General features: G+C 55.4%; 25 protein-coding genes. 3 read left to right on the top strand and 22 right to left on the bottom strand.

The genetic code is table 11. The annotated features are described in order from the left end of the window. Positions 1–7: 7 nt before the first annotated feature. Positions 8–1,294: a phosphoribosylamine--glycine ligase gene (gene purD, locus ACIGG6_RS11925; protein WP_399844635.1), complete on the bottom strand. Its 1,287-nt coding sequence runs from the start codon at positions 1,292–1,294 to the stop codon at positions 8–10. A 78-nt stretch (positions 1,295–1,372) separates the two neighbouring features. Next, positions 1,373–1,837: a polyhydroxyalkanoate synthesis repressor PhaR gene (gene phaR / locus ACIGG6_RS11920; protein ID WP_044628507.1), complete on the bottom strand. Its 465-nt coding sequence runs from the start codon at positions 1,835–1,837 to the stop codon at positions 1,373–1,375. Between the two features lie 135 nt (positions 1,838–1,972). On the opposite strand from phaR, the gene ACIGG6_RS11915 reads away from it, so the two are divergent. Then, entirely contained in the window at positions 1,973–2,683 is a 711-nt protein-coding gene (locus ACIGG6_RS11915; protein ID WP_399844633.1) for a 16S rRNA (uracil(1498)-N(3))-methyltransferase, read from the top strand. 4 nt (positions 2,684–2,687) lie between these two features. On the opposite strand, the gene rloA3 is transcribed toward ACIGG6_RS11915, so the two are convergent. The 13 genes from rloA3 to hemH form a co-directional block, all read right to left on the bottom strand. After that, on the bottom strand, positions 2,688–3,242 hold the full coding sequence (gene rloA3, locus ACIGG6_RS11910) for a retropepsin-like aspartic peptidase RloA3 (RefSeq protein ID WP_399844631.1): 555 nt from the start codon (positions 3,240–3,242) through the stop codon (positions 2,688–2,690). A gap of 71 nt (positions 3,243–3,313) precedes the next feature. Continuing rightward, a complete protein-coding gene (locus ACIGG6_RS11905) occupies positions 3,314–4,606 on the bottom strand; it encodes a lytic murein transglycosylase (RefSeq protein WP_399844629.1) in 1,293 nt (430 codons plus the stop codon). A gap of 68 nt (positions 4,607–4,674) precedes the next feature. Beyond that, the gene (locus ACIGG6_RS11900; RefSeq protein ID WP_399844627.1) at positions 4,675–5,121 is read right to left on the bottom strand and encodes a DUF3429 domain-containing protein; all 447 of its coding nucleotides are present in this window, start codon (positions 5,119–5,121) and stop codon (positions 4,675–4,677) included. A gap of 2 nt (positions 5,122–5,123) precedes the next feature. Further along, complete coding sequence (locus ACIGG6_RS11895; RefSeq protein WP_399844626.1) at positions 5,124–6,545, bottom strand: DASH family cryptochrome; 1,422 nt, start codon at positions 6,543–6,545, stop codon at positions 5,124–5,126. Beyond that, positions 6,529–6,705, bottom strand: a complete 177-nt coding sequence (locus ACIGG6_RS11890) for a DUF2256 domain-containing protein (RefSeq protein WP_083025732.1) — start codon at positions 6,703–6,705, stop codon at positions 6,529–6,531. The genes ACIGG6_RS11895 and ACIGG6_RS11890 overlap by 17 nt, the downstream gene beginning before the upstream one ends. 192 nt (positions 6,706–6,897) lie before the next feature. Further along, positions 6,898–7,302 (bottom strand): monovalent cation/H(+) antiporter subunit G, encoded by a 405-nt coding sequence (mnhG, locus tag ACIGG6_RS11885; protein ID WP_044628503.1) that lies wholly within the window; start codon positions 7,300–7,302, stop codon positions 6,898–6,900. Next, the gene (locus ACIGG6_RS11880; protein ID WP_083025733.1) at positions 7,295–7,564 is read right to left on the bottom strand and encodes a monovalent cation/H+ antiporter complex subunit F; all 270 of its coding nucleotides are present in this window, start codon (positions 7,562–7,564) and stop codon (positions 7,295–7,297) included. The genes mnhG and ACIGG6_RS11880 overlap by 8 nt, the downstream gene beginning before the upstream one ends. Continuing rightward, complete coding sequence (locus tag ACIGG6_RS11875; RefSeq protein ID WP_399844623.1) at positions 7,564–8,037, bottom strand: Na+/H+ antiporter subunit E; 474 nt, start codon at positions 8,035–8,037, stop codon at positions 7,564–7,566. Before ACIGG6_RS11875 ends, ACIGG6_RS11880 begins: the two co-directional genes overlap by 1 nt. Beyond that, positions 8,034–9,623, bottom strand: a complete 1,590-nt coding sequence (locus tag ACIGG6_RS11870; protein ID WP_399844622.1) for a Na+/H+ antiporter subunit D — start codon at positions 9,621–9,623, stop codon at positions 8,034–8,036. Before ACIGG6_RS11870 ends, ACIGG6_RS11875 begins: the two co-directional genes overlap by 4 nt. Beyond that, complete coding sequence (locus ACIGG6_RS11865) at positions 9,620–9,967, bottom strand: Na+/H+ antiporter subunit C (RefSeq protein WP_399844620.1); 348 nt, start codon at positions 9,965–9,967, stop codon at positions 9,620–9,622. Before ACIGG6_RS11865 ends, ACIGG6_RS11870 begins: the two co-directional genes overlap by 4 nt. A 33-nt stretch (positions 9,968–10,000) precedes the next feature. Continuing rightward, on the bottom strand, positions 10,001–10,432 hold the full coding sequence (locus ACIGG6_RS11860) for a Na+/H+ antiporter subunit B (protein WP_083025735.1): 432 nt from the start codon (positions 10,430–10,432) through the stop codon (positions 10,001–10,003). Beyond that, positions 10,425–12,773 (bottom strand): putative monovalent cation/H+ antiporter subunit A, encoded by a 2,349-nt coding sequence (locus ACIGG6_RS11855; protein ID WP_399844619.1) that lies wholly within the window; start codon positions 12,771–12,773, stop codon positions 10,425–10,427. The genes ACIGG6_RS11860 and ACIGG6_RS11855 overlap by 8 nt, the downstream gene beginning before the upstream one ends. Positions 12,774–12,973: 200 nt before the next feature. Further along, entirely contained in the window at positions 12,974–14,053 is a 1,080-nt protein-coding gene (hemH, locus tag ACIGG6_RS11850) for a ferrochelatase (RefSeq protein ID WP_399844617.1), read from the bottom strand. 112 nt (positions 14,054–14,165) lie between these two features. Between hemH and ACIGG6_RS11845 the strand changes: the two genes are divergently transcribed. Both ACIGG6_RS11845 and ACIGG6_RS11840 read left to right on the top strand, forming a co-directional pair. Continuing rightward, positions 14,166–15,749 carry a cryptochrome/photolyase family protein gene (locus ACIGG6_RS11845; RefSeq protein ID WP_399844616.1) on the top strand — a complete coding sequence of 528 codons (1,584 nt, stop codon included), beginning with the start codon at positions 14,166–14,168 and terminating at the stop codon, positions 15,747–15,749. After that, complete coding sequence (locus tag ACIGG6_RS11840; RefSeq protein WP_083025737.1) at positions 15,746–16,132, top strand: thiol-disulfide oxidoreductase DCC family protein; 387 nt, start codon at positions 15,746–15,748, stop codon at positions 16,130–16,132. Before ACIGG6_RS11845 ends, ACIGG6_RS11840 begins: the two co-directional genes overlap by 4 nt. A 20-nt stretch (positions 16,133–16,152) precedes the next feature. Here ACIGG6_RS11840 and ACIGG6_RS11835 read toward each other — a convergent pair whose 3' ends face one another. From ACIGG6_RS11835 to rpsF, 7 genes are all read right to left on the bottom strand, one after another. Beyond that, a complete protein-coding gene (locus tag ACIGG6_RS11835) occupies positions 16,153–16,455 on the bottom strand; it encodes a DUF6482 family protein (protein WP_074210310.1) in 303 nt (100 codons plus the stop codon). A gap of 139 nt (positions 16,456–16,594) precedes the next feature. Beyond that, complete coding sequence (locus tag ACIGG6_RS11830) at positions 16,595–16,888, bottom strand: hypothetical protein (protein ID WP_044628494.1); 294 nt, start codon at positions 16,886–16,888, stop codon at positions 16,595–16,597. Positions 16,889–16,971: 83 nt separating this feature from the next. Further along, entirely contained in the window at positions 16,972–19,632 is a 2,661-nt protein-coding gene (locus ACIGG6_RS11825) for a replicative DNA helicase (protein ID WP_399844613.1), read from the bottom strand. A 130-nt stretch (positions 19,633–19,762) separates the two neighbouring features. Continuing rightward, a complete protein-coding gene (rplI, locus tag ACIGG6_RS11820; RefSeq protein WP_044628492.1) occupies positions 19,763–20,209 on the bottom strand; it encodes a 50S ribosomal protein L9 in 447 nt (148 codons plus the stop codon). A 15-nt stretch (positions 20,210–20,224) separates the two neighbouring features. Next, the gene (locus ACIGG6_RS11815; protein ID WP_399844656.1) at positions 20,225–21,076 is read right to left on the bottom strand and encodes a hypothetical protein; all 852 of its coding nucleotides are present in this window, start codon (positions 21,074–21,076) and stop codon (positions 20,225–20,227) included. A gap of 12 nt (positions 21,077–21,088) precedes the next feature. Next, entirely contained in the window at positions 21,089–21,316 is a 228-nt protein-coding gene (rpsR, locus tag ACIGG6_RS11810) for a 30S ribosomal protein S18 (RefSeq protein ID WP_009097135.1), read from the bottom strand. 33 nt (positions 21,317–21,349) lie between these two features. Further along, complete coding sequence (rpsF, locus tag ACIGG6_RS11805) at positions 21,350–21,727, bottom strand: 30S ribosomal protein S6 (protein ID WP_044628490.1); 378 nt, start codon at positions 21,725–21,727, stop codon at positions 21,350–21,352. Between the last annotated feature and the right edge of the window lie 124 nt (positions 21,728–21,851).

The raw sequence follows: 21,851 nt of genomic DNA, 5'->3' as shown, positions 1-21,851 counted from the left end.
CCGGTAATTACTGCTCGCGCGCGATGGCACGGAAAGCGATATCACGACGGAACTCAACGCCATCCCAGTGAATCGCTTTAACCCCTTGGTACGCCTGCTGCTGGGCAGCTGAGACGCTATCGCCCAGGGCGGTCACACACAGCACGCGACCGCCAGCAGTGGTGATATCACCCTCTGCGTTTTGCGCCGTCCCTGCATGGAAGACTTTACACTGAGCCTGCTCCGCATCGGCAAGGCCATGAATCACGTCACCTTTGCGGTAGCTGCCGGGGTAGCCACCTGCCGCCAACACCACGCCCACCGCCGCGCGGCTATCCCACTCGCACTGCTTGTCTGCCAGTTCGCCCTTGGCACCTGCTAAACAGAGCGCCGCTAAATCGGAAGTAAGGCGCATCATAATCGGCTGGGTTTCCGGGTCACCAAAGCGGCAGTTGTACTCAATCACTTTGGGATTGCCTTGCGGGTCAATCATTAGCCCGGCATACAGGAAACCGGTGTAGGCGTTGCCCTCTTCCGCCATGCCACGCACGGTGGGCAAAATCACTTGCTCCATAATCCGCGCATCTACTTCTGGTGTCACTACCGGTGCCGGGGAGTAGGCTCCCATACCGCCGGTATTGGGGCCGGTGTCGCCATCGTAGGCACGCTTATGGTCTTGGCTGGTGGCCATGGGCACGACGTTTTCGCCATCCACCATGACGATAAAGCTGGCCTCTTCACCTTCCAAAAACTCTTCGATAACCACTCGCGCGCCAGCGTCACCAAAGGCGTTGGCTTCGAGCATATCCCGGATTGCCGCTTCGGCTTCCGCTTCGCTCATGGCGACAATCACGCCTTTACCTGCCGCTAAGCCATCGGCCTTAATCACAATGGGCGCGCCCATATCAGCTAAATACGCCAATGCTGGCTCGACAGCGGTAAAGGTTTGGTAATCGGCGGTGGGAATGCGATGGCGGGCCAGAAAGTCTTTGGTGAACGATTTGGAACCTTCCAACTGTGCCGCGCGCTGGCTGGGTCCGAAGATGGTCAAACCAGCGGATTGGAACCGATCCACTACGCCTTCCACCAGCGGAGCTTCTGGGCCCACCACGGTTAGCGCAATCTGCTCTTGCTGGGCAAACGCCACCAAGGCATCCAAGTCAGTCGCGTTAATTGCGACGTTAGTCAGCTTAGGCTCTGTGGCGGTCCCTGCGTTGCCAGGCGCCACAAACACTTGCTCGACATCCTTGGATTGGGCAAGTTTCCAAGCAAGGGCATGTTCGCGGCCACCGCCACCGATCATCAAAACTTTCATGGGTATCCTTCTCAAACGGGAGAGCGTCGTTGGGGCGCATTATGCCACAACGCGTCCCTGACGTGGCCTAAAGGGGGATTAGGAGTTTTTGTCCGTTTTGTCGTCGTCATCCGTTTGGGTAGGCTGGTTCAGCGCATTTTGCCAAAAGCGCATATTCTCTTCGGCCAGTTCACGCATAAACTCAATGGGTGAGTGGCGCATCGCCTGCTGCCACTGGGTCTGCATGCGCTTTTGCTGCTCCAGCATCAGTTGGGTGCCCTGCTCCAAATAACGCGCCAGCGGCAGCGGTGAGGACATATCGTACACACGGATCAACTGGGCCAGCAGGTCGTTCGAGAACACTTCGGCTTCACTATCCGCCTGCTCCTGTTCGATAATGATCGATAGCAAAATGGTGCGCGTCAGATCTTCGCCGCTCTTGGCGTCTTCAACGCGAAACGGCTCTTCTTCAATGATTAAACGCCGCAAGTCTTCAAGAGTGACATAACGACTCTGCTGAGTATCGTACAACCTGCGGTTGGCATATTTGCGAATTACGCGCACAGCGCATCTCCTTAAACGCGATAGAGGCTTTTGTCGCCGTTGCTGCTATTGTGCCTGCAACACGCGCCCATGCAAGCCAGCTTAGCGGATTAGTGCTGTTAAGCACGCCTTTCCTATGACCAATAGACGACGACTATGAATTTGATACTGCTAGACCCGAGCGAGGTCGATGGTCACCACGCTCGAATTACCGATGCGCGCCGCCTGACCCATCTGCATGAAGTACACCGCGCCAACGAAGGCGATTGCTTAACCGTGGGTATTCAAGGCGGCGCTATGGGTAAGGCCACGCTAACGGAGCTCAACAAAACGCAGGCTCTGTTTGCGCTGGAAGATATCAACGAACCGCCGCCGCCTGCCCTGCCCGTTCATCTTGTCCTGGCGCTGCCGCGCCCGCGTATGCTGGCACGCACGCTGGAGCACGTCACGGCGTTAGGAGTCAAAGAGATTACCCTGCTGCACACCAAGCGGGTTGAAAAGAGTTACTGGCAGTCGCCGGAACTGCGGCCAGAAAAAATTCATCAGCATTTGATACTTGGGCTAGAACAAGCGCGGGATACTCAACTGCCTAACGTGACGCTCTGCAAAGGGTTTCGTCCTTTTATGGAAGAGCAGCTACCGGCACTTCTAACAGAACGAAGAGGATTGGTTGCCCACCCAGGCATGGAGAATGCCTGCCCGCGCGGTATTGATGAGCCAACGCTATTACTGGTGGGGCCCGAAGGCGGTTTTATCCCGTGGGAAGTGGAGCAGCTACTGGCGGCAGGCTGCGAGGGAATGCACTTAGGCCCTCGCATCCTGCGGGTAGAAACCGCCGTCACAGCGCTACTGTCACGGCTGTTTTAGGCGCTTAAGACTGCTCGTCTTCGGAATCGTGGGGAACGTAAGTGGCATTCTCCCCACACTCGGGTTCTTGCAGGAAGGTGTTGCGCACATCCAACAGGCCAAGGTGGCTAATGGTGCGCCGCCCCAACAGCAGCGGGTAGTTCATCTCCTCACGGTTGCGTAGGCTGAACTGCTCTTCGTAAACGGAGTCGCCCATGCACACATCCATTAGCACCACAGGGCGTTCGTCACGGCCGCCGGCACCACGCACCGCTTGCTCGCGATAGAGTGGGCGCTCGATTTGATCACTAAAGGTCTCGCCGCTCTCCTGGTCTTCAAGCTTCAAACGAAAGCGCACCCACTCTTCGCCATCTTTTTCAAACATCTCGATATCACGGGCATCCAGTGATGAGGTAAGTGCGCCGCTATCCAACTTGGCCTTGACGGCAATCCCCCATGGCTCGATGTAAGCGTTTTCGACCCAGCCGAATACGTTATCCTCAGCCTGTGCGGTAGCACTGACCAACAGGGAACCAGCCAATACGCTCGCCCCCAACACCCCTAGAAATGCTTTTCCCATTGCGACTCATCCTTGGTGAGAAGTTTGCCTAGCTATCAAAAAGATTCGAACAGCAATGAAAGCGCCCTGCGCTAGCGCAGCCGTTCTAACAGCGACTGAGTGGCAAAGCCATCCGGCACTAGGCCTTGGTCCCGCTGGAAGGCACGCAGCCCCGTCTGGGTATTCGGCCCCATAATGCCGTCGGCAGTGCCTACCGCGTAACCGGCGTTGTTCAAACGCTGCTGGAGCGTTCTGACATCGTCACGGGTTAAAGGTGCCTCATCGCGTGGCCATGCTTGCGAAATGCCCTCTCGCCCAGCAATGGCGTCGGCTAGCGTAGCCACGGCTAGCGCATAGCTAGTGGCGTTGTTGTAACGCAAGATGGCGCGAAAATTTGGGCCTACGATAAACGCAGGGCCATTGGCCCCTGCCGGAACAATCACTGCGGCGCTATCGAAGGAAGGCAGGTCACCGTTCACTGCCCGTACACCTTGCGCGGCCCACTCAGCGCTGCTCTTGCGGCCGGTTTGGGCGTAATCAAAGGAGGTAGGCAGCACGACTTCGGTACCCCACGGCTGCCCGGCCTGCCAGCCCGCCCGCGCCAGATAGTTCGCGGTAGAGGCCATCACATCGGGTATGCTACCCCAAATATCGCGGCGACCATCGCCATCGCCATCCACCGCGTAGGCTTCAAAGCTGCTGGGAATAAACTGGGTATGCCCCATCGCTCCCGCCCAAGAGCCTTTCATCTGCTCTGCGGCAATGTCGCCCTGGTCAATAATACGCAGCGCGGCAAGTAGCTCACTACGCGCAAAGTCGCGCCGACGGCCGTCATAAGCCAGCGTGGCGAGGGACTCTAGCGTCGAAAAATCACCAAAGTTGCTGCCGTAGTTACTCTCAACGCCCCAGATGGCCACGATGATTTCTGCTGGTACGCCATAGCGCTGCTGCATCTGTTGGGCTGTTTCACGGTGTTGCGCGTACTTCTCCTGACCATTGGTAATACGCGTGGTAGACACGGCACTATCCAAATACTGCCAAATGGCACGTACGAACTCAGGCTGGTAGCGGTCTAATTCAATCACCCGCTCGCGGTAGCGCAGGCCATCAAAGGCGGAGGCTAGCGTCGCTTCGCTAATCCCTTGGTTGGCGGCATAGCGACGAAACTCGCTTAACCACTGATTGAAGTTGGCATAGCGCACCTCTTCAGCGGCTCGTGCATCTACCTCGGTCATTAGTTGCGGGCTGGCGTGTGTGGCAGGGCTGTGGAGAGCAAGCGTCGTAGCGGCAACGAATAACAACGGGAATACAGCGGCCCGGCGAGTATTCAACGAATTGTTATGTTTCAGCGACACGGCGGGTAATGACACGGGTATTAACGGCATAGCATTCTTCTCTCAGCAATCCTTGGCGTGAGCTGGATGATGGCTCAGAAATGAGGGAGATACCACCCCTAGGCCGCTAAGCGCCACAAAACGCATAGATGGCAAATGGCGACGACAAAAGTCAGCACGCAGCGCAATTTAAGGTACCAAGGAGCAAAGCCTTCTCGCCCCTCGCGGCTAATATCGTAACCGCCCATGAGTACAAAGCCTGCTAACAGCACCCACAACCCCGTTACCGGGCTAAACAGTAACGCAGGCCATGCGATTAAGCTGGGCACCATGGCAAGGATCAGCCGTCGGGCATTATTCGCGCGAGGCACTTGAAGCGCACTGCCCCAGTGAATACCTCCCAAAAATGACAGGATGACAGCGCCATAGTAGGTAAAAGCGTAAATGGAACTTACCTTCCAAACGGTAGGCGCCACCCAAACGGCAATGCTGCTACCTATGAAAGGGAGCAAGCCGGCTAGGCCTAGTCCCCATGCTAATCGGCGGTCACTGACCATTGAAATCATACCTATTCATCCGTTTCTTCAAATTCTGTGGCAGCAATCAACCATCGCTGCCATTCACTAGGCAGCACACAGGGTGCTTCAAACTGAGAGGGGGCTATCCGCCAGGGCTGGTGTCGCTCTAAACCGAAGGGCAAAGAATCAAGGGCTGGCAGCCAGTATGCTACGTAAAGCCCTTTGGGGTCGTAATGGCCCGCTTGCTTTAGTACGTTGAAATACCTATCTTGGCGCGGGTCGCGGCCTACACCGGCAATATAGCGCCAGTTGCCCCAGTTGCTCGCCACATCATAGTCAATCAGGCAGTGCTCGAACCACCAGGCCCCCAACCGCCAATCTACCTGCAGATCCTTCACCAGAAAACTTGCCACGTTCTGGCGTGCACGGTTTGAAATCCAGCCAGTTCGCTTAAGCTCTAGCATGGCCGCATCAATAAACGGCACGCCCGTTTCGGCATTGCGCCAGCGGTTGAACGCTTCGTTCGCCGGAGGTAGCTCTTCGCGACCAAACAGCGCTGCCCCCTCCAACTGTGCTGCGCGGTGAAAGTAGTCGCGCCATAGCAGCTCGAAAATAATCCAGTAGCTGGATTCACAGCTGCCGTTAACGGCTTCCCACTCTTTTACTCCTTGATGCACTTGGCGTGCGGTGAGACAGCCTCGTGCCAGCCAGGGGGAGAAGCGAGTTGAAAAGTTGGCGCCTAATAGCCCGTTACGGGTTTTCTTATAGGACTCTGCACCATTTTGCCGCCACAAATAGTGCTGCAAGCGGTCGTTAGCGGCAGACTCTCCACCTACAAAGACAAACCCTTGGCGCTGGTCTGGCTGCCACGCAGCGCTCGTTTCGCACACGGCTTTCAGTGGTGGAAAGCCACGTGGAGCACTCTCAGGCCAAGTCGGTAGGGTCACCGGCGCGGGTGTCGGGGCGGTAATGTCGCACTGTTTTTCTACGCTACGACGAAACGCCGAGAAGCTTGCGGGAAGATTCGCGAGTTCAAAGGGTAGCGCAGCTGCATCAATCAAGTAGCCGCTATCAAAGCGACGAAGCTGGCAACTGACAGGCAGATTCGCTGCAACGCGATGAATATTTTGCAACTCTTCGCACCCTGAGTGCTCAGCCACCCTCACTTCTCGGGCGTTAAGCGTGGTCGCCATCTCGACCACCACTGCTGCCGGGTCGCCAATACGTACCAATAAGTCGCTTCCACGCTGTAATAGCTCGCCGCGCAGCTCCATCAGGCTTTGCCATAAAAAGCGCAGCCGAGCTGGCCCTAACCTGGGCGTACTATCATCGGGGACAGCCGTTTCTAACCAGCGCTGATCAAGCACATAAAGGCAAAGCAGCTGGTCGGGGGATCTATCGAAATGTAATAAGGGGTTGTCGGCTACTCGAAGGTTGTCCTGCAACCAGACAATATCAGTCGTGCTGTTCATGCTCTTGCCTCCTCGGCGTGCTGTGCTGCTTGGCCTCGCGACGGCAACGTTCGCTGCAGAAGCGCACCTCGTCCCAGCAGCGCGCCCATTTTTTCCGCCAAGTAAATGGGCGCTGGCATTGAACGCAGTCTTTTTGCGGTAAGTCTTGTTTCCGTCTCATCTATCCATCTCGCTGCGTGCTAGTTGCCACGCTACGCTGTAATACATGGACATAATATCTTATACAGTACAATTATTGTACATAAATTGACATAACAGTTTTCCAGAATTGCACCTCTATTTCGGCTTTTTTAGGCATAAAAAAAGCCACTGACGAGGTGGCTTAAAGAGGTCGTTGGTAGTGCTAGTCGCGCTAATCTGGGTCGGTGTTACGCGGGTGTCGCTTGGCGTTTTCCTGGGTTTCCATGCCGCTTTTAAGCTCATGGGTAAGCGGGTCGTAGTTAGGACGCAATTCATCTTTCACCGTGCCGCTCCACAGCCTTGAGCCTACGAAGTATCCGGCCCTCCCAATCACGTGGGCGGCAATGGGCGCGGTGATCAAGATGAATACGATGATGGCGAACGAACGCGCCACCACGCCCACTTCAGCAAAATGCATGGCCGAGGCCAGCATGATCAGAATCACCCCGAGGGCCGCCGCTTTGGTGGTGGCGTGCATACGCGTCAGCAAGTCAGGCAAGCGAAGTAAACCAACGGCGGCTAACAGCATAAAACTAGACCCTGTTAGCAGCATGGCCCCTTTAATTACATCAATCATCCCGCGGCCCTCCACGTTCTAAAAAGCGCGCAAAGCCAATGGCGGCTAAAAAGCCCATCAGCGCAATCACGATCGCGGCGTCCAAGAAGCTCGAGACGCCCGATTGAATCGCATACACACCGACAAGCCCCACCACGGTGGTTGAGAATAGCTCCAGGGCAACCACGCGGTCCGGCAGGCTAGGGCCGCGTACCACGCGGACAAACGTCAGCACCAGTGCAAACCCCATAATCACCTGGCTGATTAAAATAACGGTATCCATTAACGAAATAGCTCCAGTGCCCGGTGTTCCATCTCTTTTAGGTTGCGCCGCAGCTCCTCCTCGTCATCCAAAAACATGGCGTGGATATAGAGCACTTTACGGTCATCCGAGACATCCAGGCTCAGCGTGCCTGGGGTGAGTGAGATCAAATTCGCCACAATGGTGATTTCCATTTCGGTGCGGGCCGAAAGCGGCAGTGCAATCACCCCCGGCTGCATATGCCAGGGCGGTGTTACGATATCGAAGGCAACCCGCAGATTGGCGCGTACCAGCTCCTTAATAAAGAAGCCGATAAAGCCGATAATACGCGGCACCCGGGCAGGATAGCCTTTTAGGGCGTCTACCTGGGGCTCAATCAGCACCAAGGCGATATAGCCGAATACCATGCCGACTAGCAGGTTCAAACCCGAGAAGTCGCCGCTGAGCAGCACCCAGGCTAGGCCTAATAAGAGGTTCCAAATTGCGCCGGTCATGGTACCTCCTCTCCGCTATCACCCACCTGCACCGCTGGCTCGAGCAGCGCCGCCTCTGCGCTGGCCGAGGCCCCAAGCACCGCTTCAATGTAACCTGACGGTGTCATTAGCTGCTCACCAATTTGGTTCATTACCAGCATAATAGGCTCCGCAAACACGCCTATCAGCAGTGACATCATGGCGAGCACTATTACCGGCAAGTACATCATCCACAGGCTGGGCTTGAGCAAACGCCCATCATCCCCTTCCGGTGTGTGTGTTTGGGGCACCTGATTCTCTTCGGGCAGCGCCTTCCAAAACACTTCGTTCCAGATTTTCACCATGGAGTAGAGGGTCATCAGCCCCACTGCTAAAGCAATACCGGTCGCCACATACGCCTCGGCTTCTAAGCCTGCGCGCACCAGCACGAATTTGGCAAAGAAACCCGACAGCGGCGGAATGCCCGCCAGAGAGAAGGCGCTAATAAAGAACGCCACGGCCAGCCAAGGGCGTTCACGATATAGCCCGCCCATCTTTTTAAGCTGGTAAGTGCCCTGTAGGCGGTGGGTAATCCCGCTAATTAAGAACAGGTTCGTCTTCACAATGATGTTGTGCATGATGGCAAACACACCGCCTGCAATCGCCAGCGGTGTATAGAGCGCCAGCCCCAGGATCATATAGCCAATCTGGCTGACGATATGAAACGAGAGGATACGCCGGAATTCATACTGGGCGGCCGCCCCCAGCACGCCGGTCACCATAGTGAGAACGGCCCCCCACAGCATGATGTCCTGTAGGTAGCCCATGGTCTGATCGAAGATTAGCGTAAATACCCGGAACAGTGAGTAAACGCCCACTTTGGTTAACAAGCCTGCAAACAGTGCGGATACCGCCACCGGAGGCGTGTGATAAGAAGCAGGTAGCCAGAAAAACAGCGGAAACGCAGCGGCTTTGATACCAAAGGCCACCATAAACATCACCGCCAGCACTTCGACCATGCCGCTGTGCTCGGCTTCATCCATGCGTAGCGCGATATCGGCCATATTGAGTGAGCCCACCGTGCCGTAAAGCAGGCCTACCGCAGTGAGAAAAATGACCGATGCCAGCAGATTGAGCGTCACATACTTGATGGCGCCCTCCATCTGCGCGCGCTCGCCTCCCAGCGTCAGGAGAGCAAACGAAGCCACCAGCATGACTTCAAACCAGACATAGAGGTTGAAGATATCGCCAGTTAAAAAAGCACCCGCCACACCCGCCAACAGCAGATGCATGAGGGGGTAGTAGCCAAATCTTTCATGCCCCCGGCCGGTGGTCGCCAGCGAGTAGATCCCCATGGCCAAGCCAATGATTCCGGTGAGCAGAATCATCACAGCACTGAGCATATCGGCGACGAGAGTGATGCCAAAGGGTGCGGGCCAGCTGCCCATTTGCATGGTGATGTAGCCATCTTCCAACACTGCGACAAACAGCCAAAGACTCACGACAAATAGTGCGACGTTGCCAGCCACGGCAATAAAGCGCTGCATGGGCCGCGAGCGCCAAAACATCAGCGAAATGGCCCCGGAAAGCAGCGGCAGCAAAACGGGAAGTGCGACTTCAGGCCTCACGTGTCGGTGTCCTTCATCTTGTCTAAATCATCTGCCTTAACGATTTCGTAGGCCCGGCGGATCAATACCACCGCAAACGCCAATACCCCAAAGGCAATCACGATAGCGGTAAGCACCACCGCTTGAGGCAGCGGGTCAGCGACATCGCCCAAAGGCTGCATCATCCCTTCAGGAATCAGCGGCGGTGCGCCACGAGTCATACCGGCGGTAGTAAAAATCAGCAGGTTGGCGGCATTAGAGAGTAGCAACAAGCCAATCACGAGTTTGACGATAGAGCGGCGTAGCATCATAAAAATAGCGGTCGCGTATAACAGGCCAATCGCCAGTGCCATTAACGGTTCCATGGGCGGCCTCCTGCAAACAGCGGGTTGGGTAACTTATGGCTCATCCTTATCCACCTCCATTAATGCCATGACCATGCCCATCACCGACCCCAACACCGCCAGATACACTCCGATATCAAAAATCAGCGGCGTAGACGCTTTAAAGTCGATCACCGGAATCGTCCACCACTGAGCAGTGAAAAAGGGCTGCCCCATAAACCATGCGGGCACCACTGAGATCATTCCCAGCAGCAGGCCCGCGCCGATCAAATCCCGCGGGTCGACCATGCGCAGCACCTCTTTGGTGGCGCTTACCCCGAAGGCAAACAGGTAAAGAGTGAACGCCCCAGCTGCTACCAATCCGGCAATAAAGCCGCCGCCCGGCTCATCGTGGCCACGAAGAAGCAGGAATACCGAGAACATCAGTTGCAGCGGCATCAGAAACCGCGCTGCCGTATTCAGAATAATCGTGCCTGATTTAACCATCGTAGGGCTCCTTCACGCTGGCTTTGTCGCTATCCGTCGCTTTGCCTTCTGTCTCCCCATGACGCAGCTTTAGCATCGCAATCACACCAATCGCGGCTAACGCTAAAACAAACATCTCGCCGAGCGTATCGAGGGCACGATAATCCACCAAAATGACGTTGACGATATTGCGGCCATGGGCAAGCGGTGCGCTGTTTTCCACCATATAGGTAGAGATCGATTCAAACTGGTCGATACTCCAAGCGGTTATGATCAGCAAGAAGATCAATACCCCCATGGTGGCCGCGACAGCCCCATCACGGATGCGCTCAAGATTGGTGGAGAGATTGGAGAAACGCGGCAATCTGAAAAGTACCAATACCAGCAGGATCACCGTCATGGTTTCTACCAGCAGCTGGGTAATCCCCAAATCTGGCGCGCTGAACAGAATAAAGATCAGCGCGATGGAGAAGCCCATAATGCCCACCGATACCACGGCGCCTAAGCGGGAGCGTGAAATTGTGGCAAACAGCGCCCCCATTGCCATGGTGCCCACCACAATGACTTCATGGAAACGCACGTCTAGGGAGAGCGCCAGCTGCGGAGAGTGGCGCAGCAGTATTGAGTTGCCAATCAGCGCGATCAGCACTACCAGCATGACCAGGATGTAATTGCGCATATAGCCGTTTTGCAGCAGGCGTGTCTGCCATTCAGAGAAGCGCACGATGCCATTCATCAAGCCTTCGTACCCCGCCTCGGGGCCATGACGCATCACAGGTGCCAACCTGGCTAACTGGGCGCGTACGCTGTCCCACCGCTTGAACAGCAAAAAGCCGAGGATCAAGCTCACCACCGACATAATCAGCGCCACGTTGACGCCGTACCACAGCGACAGCGAGACCGGTAGCGCCTCCCCCGCCACCGCCGTTGCTGCCGAGGTCAAGAGCGCATCGGCCCCTAGCACAGCAGGGGCCAAGCCAAGCGCGAGCGACCCGAATGCCAATAGGCCTGGGCCTATCAGCATACTTAACGGCGCCTCATGGGGTGTTTGGGGAGTTTCATGGCGTGCGCCGTAGAACGGCCGTAGCGCAATAATCGCCGCCACCGCAATGGTCAAGATGGCTGCCAGGAAGGCAAACAGCACCAGCAACAGTTGAACGCGCTCGGCGCCTAACGCTGCCTCCAGCATGAGTTCCTTACCGATAAAGCCAAACAGCGGCGGCACCCCTGCCAAGGAGAGCGCCGCCACAAAAGCGATCACTGCCGTGACAGGCATAACGCTTCGTAATCCGCCCATGGCGGTGACATCTTTCGTGCCGGTTTCATGGTCAAGGATGCCCGCCACCATAAACAGCGCCCCTTTATACATGGAGTGGGCGAGCAGAAAGGTGACAAAAGCGGTCATGGCGTATTCGGAGCCAATCCCCAGCAGCATGGTGAGCGTTCCCAGCGCCATAATGGTGGAGTAGGCCAGCAGCTTTTTGATATTGGTATGGTGAATGGCTAAGAAGGCACCCGTCAGCATGGTGGTCGCCCCCACCACTGAGAGTATTGTCACCCACATGGCCGTGCCACCCAACTCCGGCTGTAGGCGTGCCAGCAGGTAAATCCCCGCTTTCACCATGGTGGCGGAGTGCAGGTAGGCCGACACAGGGGTCGGCGCCGCCATAGCGTTAGGTAACCAGAAGTGGAATGGGAACTGCGCCGACTTGGTAAAGGCTCCTAGCAATAAGCAGATCAGCATAGGGGAATAAAGCGCATGCTGGCGCAGGTCATCGTCTGACTGCAAAATCTCACTCAGAGACCAGCTGCCGCTGGCGATACCCAATAGCACCAAACCTGCCATTAACGCCAAGCCACCAGCAACCGTCACAAAAAGCCCCTGACGAGCGGATTTGCGTGCTTCAATATCGGTATGGTTAAAGCCAATCAGCAGGTACGAGGTGATGCTGGTCAGTTCCCAGAAAATAAACAGCGTCAGCAGGCCGTCCGCTAACACAAGCCCCAGCATAGAGACCATAAAGGCGACGAGGGCGAGGTGAAAACGGGCAATATCTTGGTGGCCTTTTAAGTAGCCACCCGCATACACCAGGACACAGGTGCCAATCACCGTGATCAGCAAGCCAAACAGCAGAGAAAGGCCATCCAGTAAAAAGCTAAGGCTAATGCCTAGCGAAGGCACCCACGACCACTCAAGCAACTGAGGCCCGTCACTCCACACCAGGGGCGCTTGACTAAAAAGCCAACCAGCCAGCAACGCCGGAAACAGCGCAAGCAGCAGGCTTGTTCGCTCCCCAAACCAACGGTTGAGCAGCGGTGAAGACGCTGCCAACACGAAGCCCATTAACACGGCAAATTGCATCCGGCGCTTTCTCCCTAGTGACGTTCATTCATCCCAATAAGCCGCCTATACAGGTGCATAAGCCGCTTAAACGTTGAATAAGTGTGATTTTATATGCACAAACCTTATACCAGCGTTTCTCACATTTCTAGAAAAGTCGGCCCCAATAAAAAACCGCCTAACGTAATACGCTAGACGGTTTTTATAGCAAATACGTGACTTTACGGTGTCGACAACCAGCCAGAGAGCTCGTTATTGACCACTGCTAACAGTGCATCGATATGGTCATCGCGGTCATTCAAACAGGGGATATAGCTAAAGGTTTCGCCACCCGCTTCCATAAAGCTGTCGTGGATCTCCTCTTTGATCTCCTCAAGGGTTTCCACACAATCAGAAGAGAATGCTGGCGAAAGAATCGCAATATGCTTATGCCCCTGCTTGGCCAGCTCGGCAACGTGCTCCACTGTTTGCGGGCCAACCCACTTCTCGGGGCCAAACTGCGACTGAAAGGCGGTATCCACCTCCTCCTTGCTTAAGCCCAGCTTCTCACGCAGCAGCCGTGTGGTTTTCTGGCATTGGCAGTGGTAGGGGTCGCCTTCCATTAAATAACGCTCAGGCACTCCGTGATAGCTGGCAACTAACTTGGTCGGGCGGCTCTCAAACCCGTCATAAGCTTCCTGTACCGAATTCGCCAGCGCCTGGATATAGGCAGGATGCTCAAAATAAGCGGGCACGGTGCGAATATAGGGCTGCCACTTCATCTTCATCAGCGTGCGAAACGCCTGATCATTCGCCGTCGCGGTGGTGGGCGAGCCGTATTGCGGGTAAAGCGGGAAGAACACAATGCGCTCGCAGCCCTTCTCTTTCATACGCTTTAGCACGCTATCGGTGGAGGGGTTGCCATAGCGCATGCAGAAATCAACTTCTACATCATCGCCATACAACGCCTTTAAGCGCTCGGTCATTTTTTCCGTTTGGGCACGCGTGATGGTTAGCAGCGGGCTTTCATTCTTCTCATTATTCCAAATACTTTTATACGCATGGCCAGATGAAAAAGGCCGCTTGGTGAGAATGATCAGCTGCAGCAGCGGCTGCCATTTCCAACCGGCGTAATCCACAACCCGTTTATCGGATAAGAACTCGCTGAGATAGCGGCGCATGGACCAGTAGTCGGTGGCATCAGGCGTTCCCAAGTTAGCTAACACAACGCCAACCTTGGCCCGGGGAATGGCAGGGTGACTGCTGGGAGCGTGAGTTAAACGCCCTTCACCGGGTTGATCTTTTACAACGCTATCGGCCATCTCGCTCACTCCTTAGGTGCAGTACATAATGGGCAAAATCTTAACACTTTTCGGCAAAGCCGCGGCATAAAGTTATACTATCAACATTATTTGTATAACTGCAGGCCAACTCATGTCTAAGCCGTTACTGCTCGTACTGGGTGACCAGCTCTCACTCTCGCTGCCGACGCTTCGCGACGCGCCTTCCAATGCGGTGGTTGCGCTATGCGAAGTGGCTGAAGAAGCACGCTACGTGCCACATCATCTGCATAAAACCGGTCTATTCATGGCCGCCATGCGTCACTTTGCCGTCACTTTAAGAGATAAAGGCTACACGGTGCACTACAGCCGTATTGATGACGCAGACAACACTCACTCACTTATTGAGGAAGCCGAGCGGCTCGCCAAGCAGTACGGCTGTGACGAAATTCGCGTCACCCGCCCCGGCGAGTGGCGACTGTGGAACGACATGCAGCAGCGCCAAAACAACGCTCTATCCTGGCAGCTAATGGAAGATGATCGCTTCTTCACCACACCAGACGACTTCTCACGCTGGGCAGAGGGTCGCAAACAGCTGCGTTTGGAGTACTTCTACCGAGAACAGCGCAAGCGCACCGGATTGCTCATGGAAGGCGATACGCCGGTTGGCGGGCAGTGGAACTACGACCATGACAACCGGGAGCCCATTAAAGCAGCATTGAGCTTCCCTGCCTTGCCTCAGCACAGCCAGGATAGCGTAACCAAGGAAGCCCTTCATGACGCGGCGCACTATTTTGACGACCACATGGGGTCGATGGAGACGTTTAATCTACCGGTAACACGCCGCCAGGCTCTGGTCGATTTACACCACTTTATAGAGCACGGGCTGGCGGATTTTGGCCGCTACCAGGATGCGATCAGCGATAGCGCACCTTTTCTCTACCACTCGCGGCTCTCTGCGGCGATGAATATCGGCCTGCTCTCCCCTGTTGAAGTGTGCGAAGCCGCCGAGGCGCACTACCATGCGGGCAAGGCGCCGATTAATGCGGTGGAAGGGTTTATCCGCCAGATCCTTGGCTGGCGGGAGTATGTGCGTGGGCTTTACTGGACCCAAATGCCCGGCTACAAACAGAAGAATCAGCTAGGGTTTACCCGCGAGCTTCCTGCCTTCTATTGGGATGCGGATACCGACATGCGCTGCCTACAGCGTGCTATCCAAATGACCATCGATAATAGCTACGCTCATCATATCCAGCGGCTCATGGTGACCGGCAACTTTGCCCTGCTCTGCGGCATAAAGCCCGAGGCGCTGTGTGACTGGTATCTGGCCGTTTATGCAGATGCCAGCGAATGGGTGGAACTGCCGAACACGCTGGGTATGGTGTTACATGCAGATGGAGGGCTGATGGGCTCCAAGCCCTACTGCGCGTCGGGTAAGTACATCGATAAAATGTCCGACCATTGCCAGCACTGCCGCTACTCTCCCAAAGAGATCACTGGCCCCAAGGCCTGCCCGTTTAATAGCCTTTATTGGCATTTTCTGGAAACCAACGCCGAACAGCTCAACCGCAACCCGCGCATGAAACTCATCTACGGTTCGCTTTCGCGCATGAAAGAGGAGAAACGCGAGGCGATTCGCCAGCAGGCAGAGCAGTTTCTCGCCAAGCTACCCACCAGTGAAGGCTACGGCCAGCCAGCCCACACGCAAGGCTATTCTCATCAGGAGACCCGCTCATGAGCCGATTCGCGACGCTAAACGCACAGGCCCCCGTCACGCTTTATCACGATGGCCACTGCCCATTTTGTCGGGTCGAAGTTGCTTGGCTTGTCAAGCACCGTCATCAAGAGCGCGTAAGGCTTATCGATATTCAAAGCAATGAGTTTAACGCAAGCGAAATCGGCCGCAGCTTCGATGCCATGATGGGGCAGCTGCATGTGCAGGATAATCAGGGGAGGTGGTTTATCGGCATGGACGCCAGCCGGGCCCTGTATGCGGTGTTGGGCTACCGGCGGCTGGTAAGACTTTCTTGCTTACCGGGCCTGCGAAGCATGATGGATGCAGGCTACCGTTTTTTTGCCCGACGCCGTATCCGGCTGGGGCTGTGGTGGGAAAAGCGTTAGGTTAAACCGTGAACCAGTGATTAAAACACTAGCGGCATGCGCGAGGTCAGCGGCGAGCTGTAATGGGCGTCGCGACCAATCACTTCATCCTGCGGCACATGTTGCACCAGGTAAGCGCGATGGATGCCTGCACGTTTTAGCTCCAGATAAACGTCATCTAATGAACGGAACAGCATCGGCTTATTACGTTGCATCAGCATATGGCGTTCGCCTTCTACATCTTCTAGCTCTACTTGGTAGAAGCGGCTTCCCGAATGGGTAATCACCCGAATTTCAAAGTTGTCGTGACTCGCGACGAACTGTTTGAGCGCTTTCAGTTCCATGGTTCCCTCCTGTTATTGGTCATCGTCATGGAGCACAGCATGACGTGGCCCCATGACAATAATATTACCTTGGCACTAACTGCCTAAGAGGACAATAACAGAAAAGAGTTCCTGACCAATTCGTCAACTTATGGTCGATTTACTGATACTCGGACGGGTCAATCGCCTTACCCAGCGAGTTGCGGTCAATCCAATTACCGCCTTTGGTCTCTTTGTACCGAAACACTACTTTGTCGCCGACCGCGACGGGAAGCTCAGCATCTTCCGTTTGGTAGCTGTACTTCTCTCCCTCCACTACCAGAAAGTAGCGATAAAGGTCGGGCATGCCCAGCCACTCTTTAAAAGGCCCCTCGCGCTCTAGCGACTGGAGTTCACCACGGCCTTCCAACTTAGGAAGACGTTTGCGGTTACCGCGCCTAAAACCACCTGCCATTTGCTACTCCTGTCTATCTATCTGCTCAAGGCTATCTGCTCAATAGGGTTGCGCATTATACGTTCTCCCCCATGTCGCTCAAGTTAATCGCCAAACGCTTCGCCGTAGCTATCGGGAGCCAGGTCCTCAAAGCGCGTGTATTTACCAATAAAGGCCATGTGCACCGTACCAATCGGCCCGTTACGCTGCTTACCGATGATCAGCTCCGCAATCCCCTGGTTGTCAGGGTTATCCGGGTTATACACCTCATCCCGGTAAACGAAGGCAATGACGTCTGCATCCTGCTCGATCGCTCCCGAGTTATGGCTCACGATACCGTCGGCTAACCAGCACGCATCCCCCGGTACGGTTAAGTCAAACACCTCTTCTTCCCCACAGGAACGTATCTCAACGACCTGATCCCAAAATAGCTCGCTGGAGGCTATTTGCGATAAAGCAGCATCACCGAGCACGTCAGCGTAACTGCTGAGCGTGGCACGTGAAGGTGCGAAGCTAAAGTGCGATGCGCCGCCATAGGCCGTTCCTCTCATCGCTGCCATTTGCCGCTGGCTGATCCCTTTCGCCGCCATGGCTTGTTTAACGTGATCGAATACTTCCTGCGGCAAGGTATCGATATTGGTGTTGGCCGTCATCGTTGCCGCTTTAATTCGCTCCAGCGCTGGCTGCTGATGACCAAATGCACCAATCAGCCGGGCGAAGCGCTGCTGTTGCTCGCTTCCCGATACATCTGCGGTATACCATCCGCCACCTTCACCCGATAGAACGTGACGAATTCTGGCCACAATACCGAAGCGCAGCAGCAGGGCGCTAACGTCATCAATAAGGCGACGGCTAACCGTTGCGAAGTAGAGTCGGGTTCGGCCATTTTTATCCGTCGTCATGCTGCCGTCGGTTGCCCACAGATGACGCATAAATAGCGCCAGCTGCTGATTGGAGAGCTTGAAAACATCGCTAGGAATATACTTTTCAGCAGAGCGCTGCCCAAAAATCCCCAATGATTTCAACCAACGCCCTACCCCTTGTGCATGCCAGCGATTGCCATTACCAGCAATGACGAGCTGATGCCAGTTACCACGCCCGGCATGGCGGGTAACGGTTGAACCAAATTGCTCAGCGGCGCGCTGGACAGCCTCACTATTCGCCTCGCTGGCCGTGGTGTAACGTAGCGGTTGGCCTTTGACATAGCTGCCGTCGCCCAACAAATGGGATAGCAGTATAAGCGCGTGCTCCTCCCATACCACCGGGTTCTCTGGCTCGGGGAGTTGCCTTGCTAACGCAATACGGTCACCCACCTTCAGCTCGGCCACAGCTTTCCAATCCCACAGTGCTTTTAAGCGATGCTTAGCAGTGGCACGAATGCGCCGCCCACTAGCGAGGGAGACTTCAAATATAGGTTTGGCACCCACTGACCACACTAGATCCGTGGCGGAGCGATGGAGCCTACCGTTCTCCCCTAACGAGACAACGCTAGGCGTTTGCCCTACCAGCTCGCGAATGGGCTGTCGCTCTCCATTAGCCAGCATGACCAACGTGTCTCCCGTGACACATTCGCGCAAATCCGACATCACGGGGCGCTTGTTGGGGCGCTGCTCTAGCGAGCGGTTCAGCTGCGAAAGCGCCACAACCGGGCACTGAAACTCTTTTGCCAACCCTTTGAGTGAGCGGGAGATTTCAGAGATCTCACCGGTGCGGTTTTCAGAAAAGCCTGGGATCTGCATCAGCTGAAGGTAATCGATCATGATCAGCGCCATATTGCCGTGCTCGCGTACCACGCGGCGCAAGCGTGAGCGCATCTCATTGGGTGAGAGCGCGGCGGTATCATCGATGAACAGCTGCTTGTCTTTAAGTAGATTCACCGCTGAGGTAAGGCGGGGCCAATCCTCATCTTCTAACTGCCCCGAGCGGACCCGCGTTTGGTCAATGCGCCCTAGCGAAGAGAGCATACGCAGCATTAACGATTCGGCGGGCATCTCCATAGAGAACACCATGACGGGCTTATCGCTGGCAATCACCGCATGCTCTACTAAATTCATGGCGAAGGTGGTCTTACCCATAGAAGGACGACCGGCAATAATCACCAAATCAGAAGGCTGTAGGCCGGAGGTCATCTCATCTAAATCGCGAAAGCCAGTGGAAAGACCGGTCATTTCGCCTTTGAGATTAAACAACTCATCGATGCGGTCTACGGCCTTTGTGAGCAGCTCGCTCATGCCGATAGGGCCACCGGTTTTCGGCCGCTCTTCGGCAATTTGAAACACTAGCCGCTCGGCTTCGTTTAACAGCTCATCGGCGGGCCGCCCTTGCGGAGAGAACGCCCCTTCAGCAATTTGATTGGCTGCCCGAATCAGCTTACGCAGCGTGGCGCGTTCGCGAACAATATCTGCATAGGCGCGAATGTTGCTGGCTGAGGGTGTATTGCGGGCCAGCTCTGCCAAAAACCCGAGCCCGCCTACAGTATCTAACTGGTCACGGGCTTCCAGCGCTTCGGAAAGCGTGACTACGTCTAGCGGCTGCCCTGACTCCGCTAGATGAATCATGACATTGAACACCAACCGGTGCTCATAACGATAAAAATCGTCGGCTACCAAGCGCTCAGAGACGTTGTCCCACGCCTGATTGTCCAACATAAGCCCGCCTAACACCGACTGCTCCGCCTCTAGCGAGTGCGGCGGCAGCTTAAGCGCCGCCGTTTCTTGATCAGCAGAAGGCTGGTCCTGCATAGCGAGCTCCTTAAAATAACGCATTGCCAACGGCGCTTATCTTAGCCGGGCAGCTTCCTTCGTACCACTGGCATAGCGAATCAGTAGCAGCTTAAAAAGACAAAGGGCGCGGGATATCCCGCGCCCTTTGAGGCGTTAGCGTTGTCGAGAAAAATTACTCGGCGACAACAACCACGCGTACAACGGCGTCCACTTCTGCATGCAGGTGGAGGTCGATGTCATATTCGCCAGTTTGACGAATCGGGCCCTGCGGCATACGGACTTCGCTCTTGGCAACTTCGATGCCAGCAGAGGAGATCGCGTCGGCCAGGTCACGCGGACCGATAGAACCAAACAGTTTGCCTTCATCACCCGCTTTAGAAACCAACGACAGTTCGATGTCGTTAAGCTGCTCAGCACGTGCTTGGGCTTCTGCTTTACGCTCAGCGGCTTGAGCTTCAAGCTCTGCACGCTGCGCTTCAAACGCTTCAACGTTTTCTTTGGTAGCCGGTACAGCTAAACCGTAAGGCACCAAGTAGTTACGACCATAACCAGGCTTAACAGTGACCTTGTCACCCAGGCCGCCCAGCTTACCAATGTTGTCGAGCAGAATGACTTCCATCTCGTAAACCTCTTGTCAATTGCTGCGGGCAAGGCGTGCGCGAACGTTCGCGAATGTATCAATCAGCCCCAACAGCAGCACAATGAGAATCATGGGCCAGGTCGTGATCAGCAGCACATAAAATGCCACCAGCCACAGCCCGTTCATCCCCTTAATTCCAATAAACCCATGCACTAACGCAATACCGGCTATCAGCAGCGGAATCCAACTAAGCATTGCCAGCGCCTGCGCACCTAACGCCATACCTGCCACCCCAAGCACTACTAAAATAGCGAGTTCTTTAGGGGCCAGGCGCAGCGCATGGAATTCTTCACGAAAGCCGCCTGGGTTATAAAGCCCAGCCTGCCAGCTGCGTGCTAACGCTAAACATACGATAGCCGCTAGCAGCACCACTAACCCCGTTACGCCACCAATCACAGTGGCCGCCAGGGTAGGCGTGTCGATTCCTTGGCTTGCAAACTCAGTGAGCATGCGGTCGATCTCTTCTGAGCTCTCCCGCAGTTGCTCTAGCATGAGCTCGGTTCCACCCGGTGGGCTGAAAATGCCAAGCTGTACCATGACCGCGGCAGCTAAGGTGCCAACGATCAGGGCTTCGCTCCAACGCATTCTCTCGCGCAAAATGACTGCCATTAGCGTCACGAGAAGTACGCTCGCCAATGGGATCACATCACCCTGCGCCCACCAAAAACCTGCTGGTAATGCCGCAGCGATAATCACCGGAAGCGCTGGGGCGAACCCTTTGCGCAAGGTTACTAACGCCGCGATGGCAGCACCTAGCCAAAACAGCCAAGGCACTAGCGCTGCTAGCGCTGCCCCGCCTGCGGCATAGGGCGTGCCACGCATCAGCCATCTTGCTAGTGCCAGCATCACGTTAAACGCTTACTGGTGGCTATCGGAGTAGGGCAGCAGTGCCAGGTAGCGTGAACGCTTGATAGCGGTCGCCAGCTGACGCTGATAGCGTGCTTTGGTGCCGGTGATGCGGCTCGGAACGATCTTGCCGGTTTCGGTGATGTAAGCCTTCAGCGTGTCGAGATCTTTATAGTCGATCTGCTTGACGCCTTCAGCGGTGAAGCGGCAAAACTTACGGCGACGGAAAAAACGTGCCATGGACTAGCTCCTTAAAACGTGCGGTGGATAAAATCAGGCAGTTTCTTCAGCTTCAGCGCGCGGTTTTTCTTCGCGACGCGGACGCTTTTCTTCTGCCGGCTTCATCATCGGGGAAGCTTCGGTGATCGCTTCTTTGCAGCGAACAACCAGGCTGCGGATGATGGCGTCGTTGAAACGGAAGATGTTCTCGATTTCTTCGAGAGTCTCGCCGGTGCACTCAACGTTCATCAGCACGTAGTGGGCTTTGTGGATCTTGTTGATCGGGTAAGCCAGGTGACGACGGCCCCAATCTTCAAGGCGATGCACAGTACCAGCGTTTTCGGTAACGATGCTGGTGTAGCGCTCGACCATAGCCGGCACTTGCTCGCTCTGATCCGGGTGGACCATAAACACGATTTCGTAATGACGCATGGAATCTCCTTGCGGTTTGGCAGCTTCCGGTGTGCGTTAGGGCAAATGCCTTAACCGCGACAGGGAAGCAAGGAGTTAACTGAAATGCCCGTTGTTGGCCGCGAACAGCCGAGACAGGACATCA

Origin of the sequence: Vreelandella lionensis, from assembly GCF_044543515.1 — a bacterium.
Taxonomy (GTDB): Bacteria; Pseudomonadota; Gammaproteobacteria; order Pseudomonadales; family Halomonadaceae; genus Vreelandella; species Vreelandella lionensis.
The sequence above is the reverse complement of the archived record's forward strand: the minus strand, read 5'-3'. Positions and strand labels throughout refer to the sequence as shown.

Coding starts and splice junctions, on each gene's coding strand:
- purD (WP_399844635.1), bottom strand. CDS start 1,294: ATGAAAGTTTTGATGATCGGTGGCGGTGGCCGCGAACATGCCCTTGCT.
- ACIGG6_RS11915 (WP_399844633.1), top strand. CDS start 1,973: ATGAATTTGATACTGCTAGACCCGAGCGAGGTCGATGGTCACCACGCT.
- rloA3 (WP_399844631.1), bottom strand. CDS start 3,242: ATGGGAAAAGCATTTCTAGGGGTGTTGGGGGCGAGCGTATTGGCTGGT.
- ACIGG6_RS11905 (WP_399844629.1), bottom strand. CDS start 4,606: ATGCCGTTAATACCCGTGTCATTACCCGCCGTGTCGCTGAAACATAAC.
- ACIGG6_RS11900 (WP_399844627.1), bottom strand. CDS start 5,121: ATGATTTCAATGGTCAGTGACCGCCGATTAGCATGGGGACTAGGCCTA.
- ACIGG6_RS11895 (WP_399844626.1), bottom strand. CDS start 6,545: ATGAACAGCACGACTGATATTGTCTGGTTGCAGGACAACCTTCGAGTA.
- ACIGG6_RS11890 (WP_083025732.1), bottom strand. CDS start 6,705: ATGAGACGGAAACAAGACTTACCGCAAAAAGACTGCGTTCAATGCCAG.
- mnhG (WP_044628503.1), bottom strand. CDS start 7,302: ATGATTGATGTAATTAAAGGGGCCATGCTGCTAACAGGGTCTAGTTTT.
- ACIGG6_RS11880 (WP_083025733.1), bottom strand. CDS start 7,564: ATGGATACCGTTATTTTAATCAGCCAGGTGATTATGGGGTTTGCACTG.
- ACIGG6_RS11875 (WP_399844623.1), bottom strand. CDS start 8,037: ATGACCGGCGCAATTTGGAACCTCTTATTAGGCCTAGCCTGGGTGCTG.
- ACIGG6_RS11865 (WP_399844620.1), bottom strand. CDS start 9,967: ATGGAACCGTTAATGGCACTGGCGATTGGCCTGTTATACGCGACCGCT.
- ACIGG6_RS11860 (WP_083025735.1), bottom strand. CDS start 10,432: ATGGTTAAATCAGGCACGATTATTCTGAATACGGCAGCGCGGTTTCTG.
- ACIGG6_RS11855 (WP_399844619.1), bottom strand. CDS start 12,773: ATGCAATTTGCCGTGTTAATGGGCTTCGTGTTGGCAGCGTCTTCACCG.
- hemH (WP_399844617.1), bottom strand. CDS start 14,053: ATGGCCGATAGCGTTGTAAAAGATCAACCCGGTGAAGGGCGTTTAACT.
- ACIGG6_RS11845 (WP_399844616.1), top strand. CDS start 14,166: ATGTCTAAGCCGTTACTGCTCGTACTGGGTGACCAGCTCTCACTCTCG.
- ACIGG6_RS11840 (WP_083025737.1), top strand. CDS start 15,746: ATGAGCCGATTCGCGACGCTAAACGCACAGGCCCCCGTCACGCTTTAT.
- ACIGG6_RS11835 (WP_074210310.1), bottom strand. CDS start 16,455: ATGGAACTGAAAGCGCTCAAACAGTTCGTCGCGAGTCACGACAACTTT.
- ACIGG6_RS11830 (WP_044628494.1), bottom strand. CDS start 16,888: ATGGCAGGTGGTTTTAGGCGCGGTAACCGCAAACGTCTTCCTAAGTTG.
- ACIGG6_RS11825 (WP_399844613.1), bottom strand. CDS start 19,632: ATGCGTTATTTTAAGGAGCTCGCTATGCAGGACCAGCCTTCTGCTGAT.
- rplI (WP_044628492.1), bottom strand. CDS start 20,209: ATGGAAGTCATTCTGCTCGACAACATTGGTAAGCTGGGCGGCCTGGGT.
- ACIGG6_RS11815 (WP_399844656.1), bottom strand. CDS start 21,076: ATGCTGGCACTAGCAAGATGGCTGATGCGTGGCACGCCCTATGCCGCA.
- rpsR (WP_009097135.1), bottom strand. CDS start 21,316: ATGGCACGTTTTTTCCGTCGCCGTAAGTTTTGCCGCTTCACCGCTGAA.
- rpsF (WP_044628490.1), bottom strand. CDS start 21,727: ATGCGTCATTACGAAATCGTGTTTATGGTCCACCCGGATCAGAGCGAG.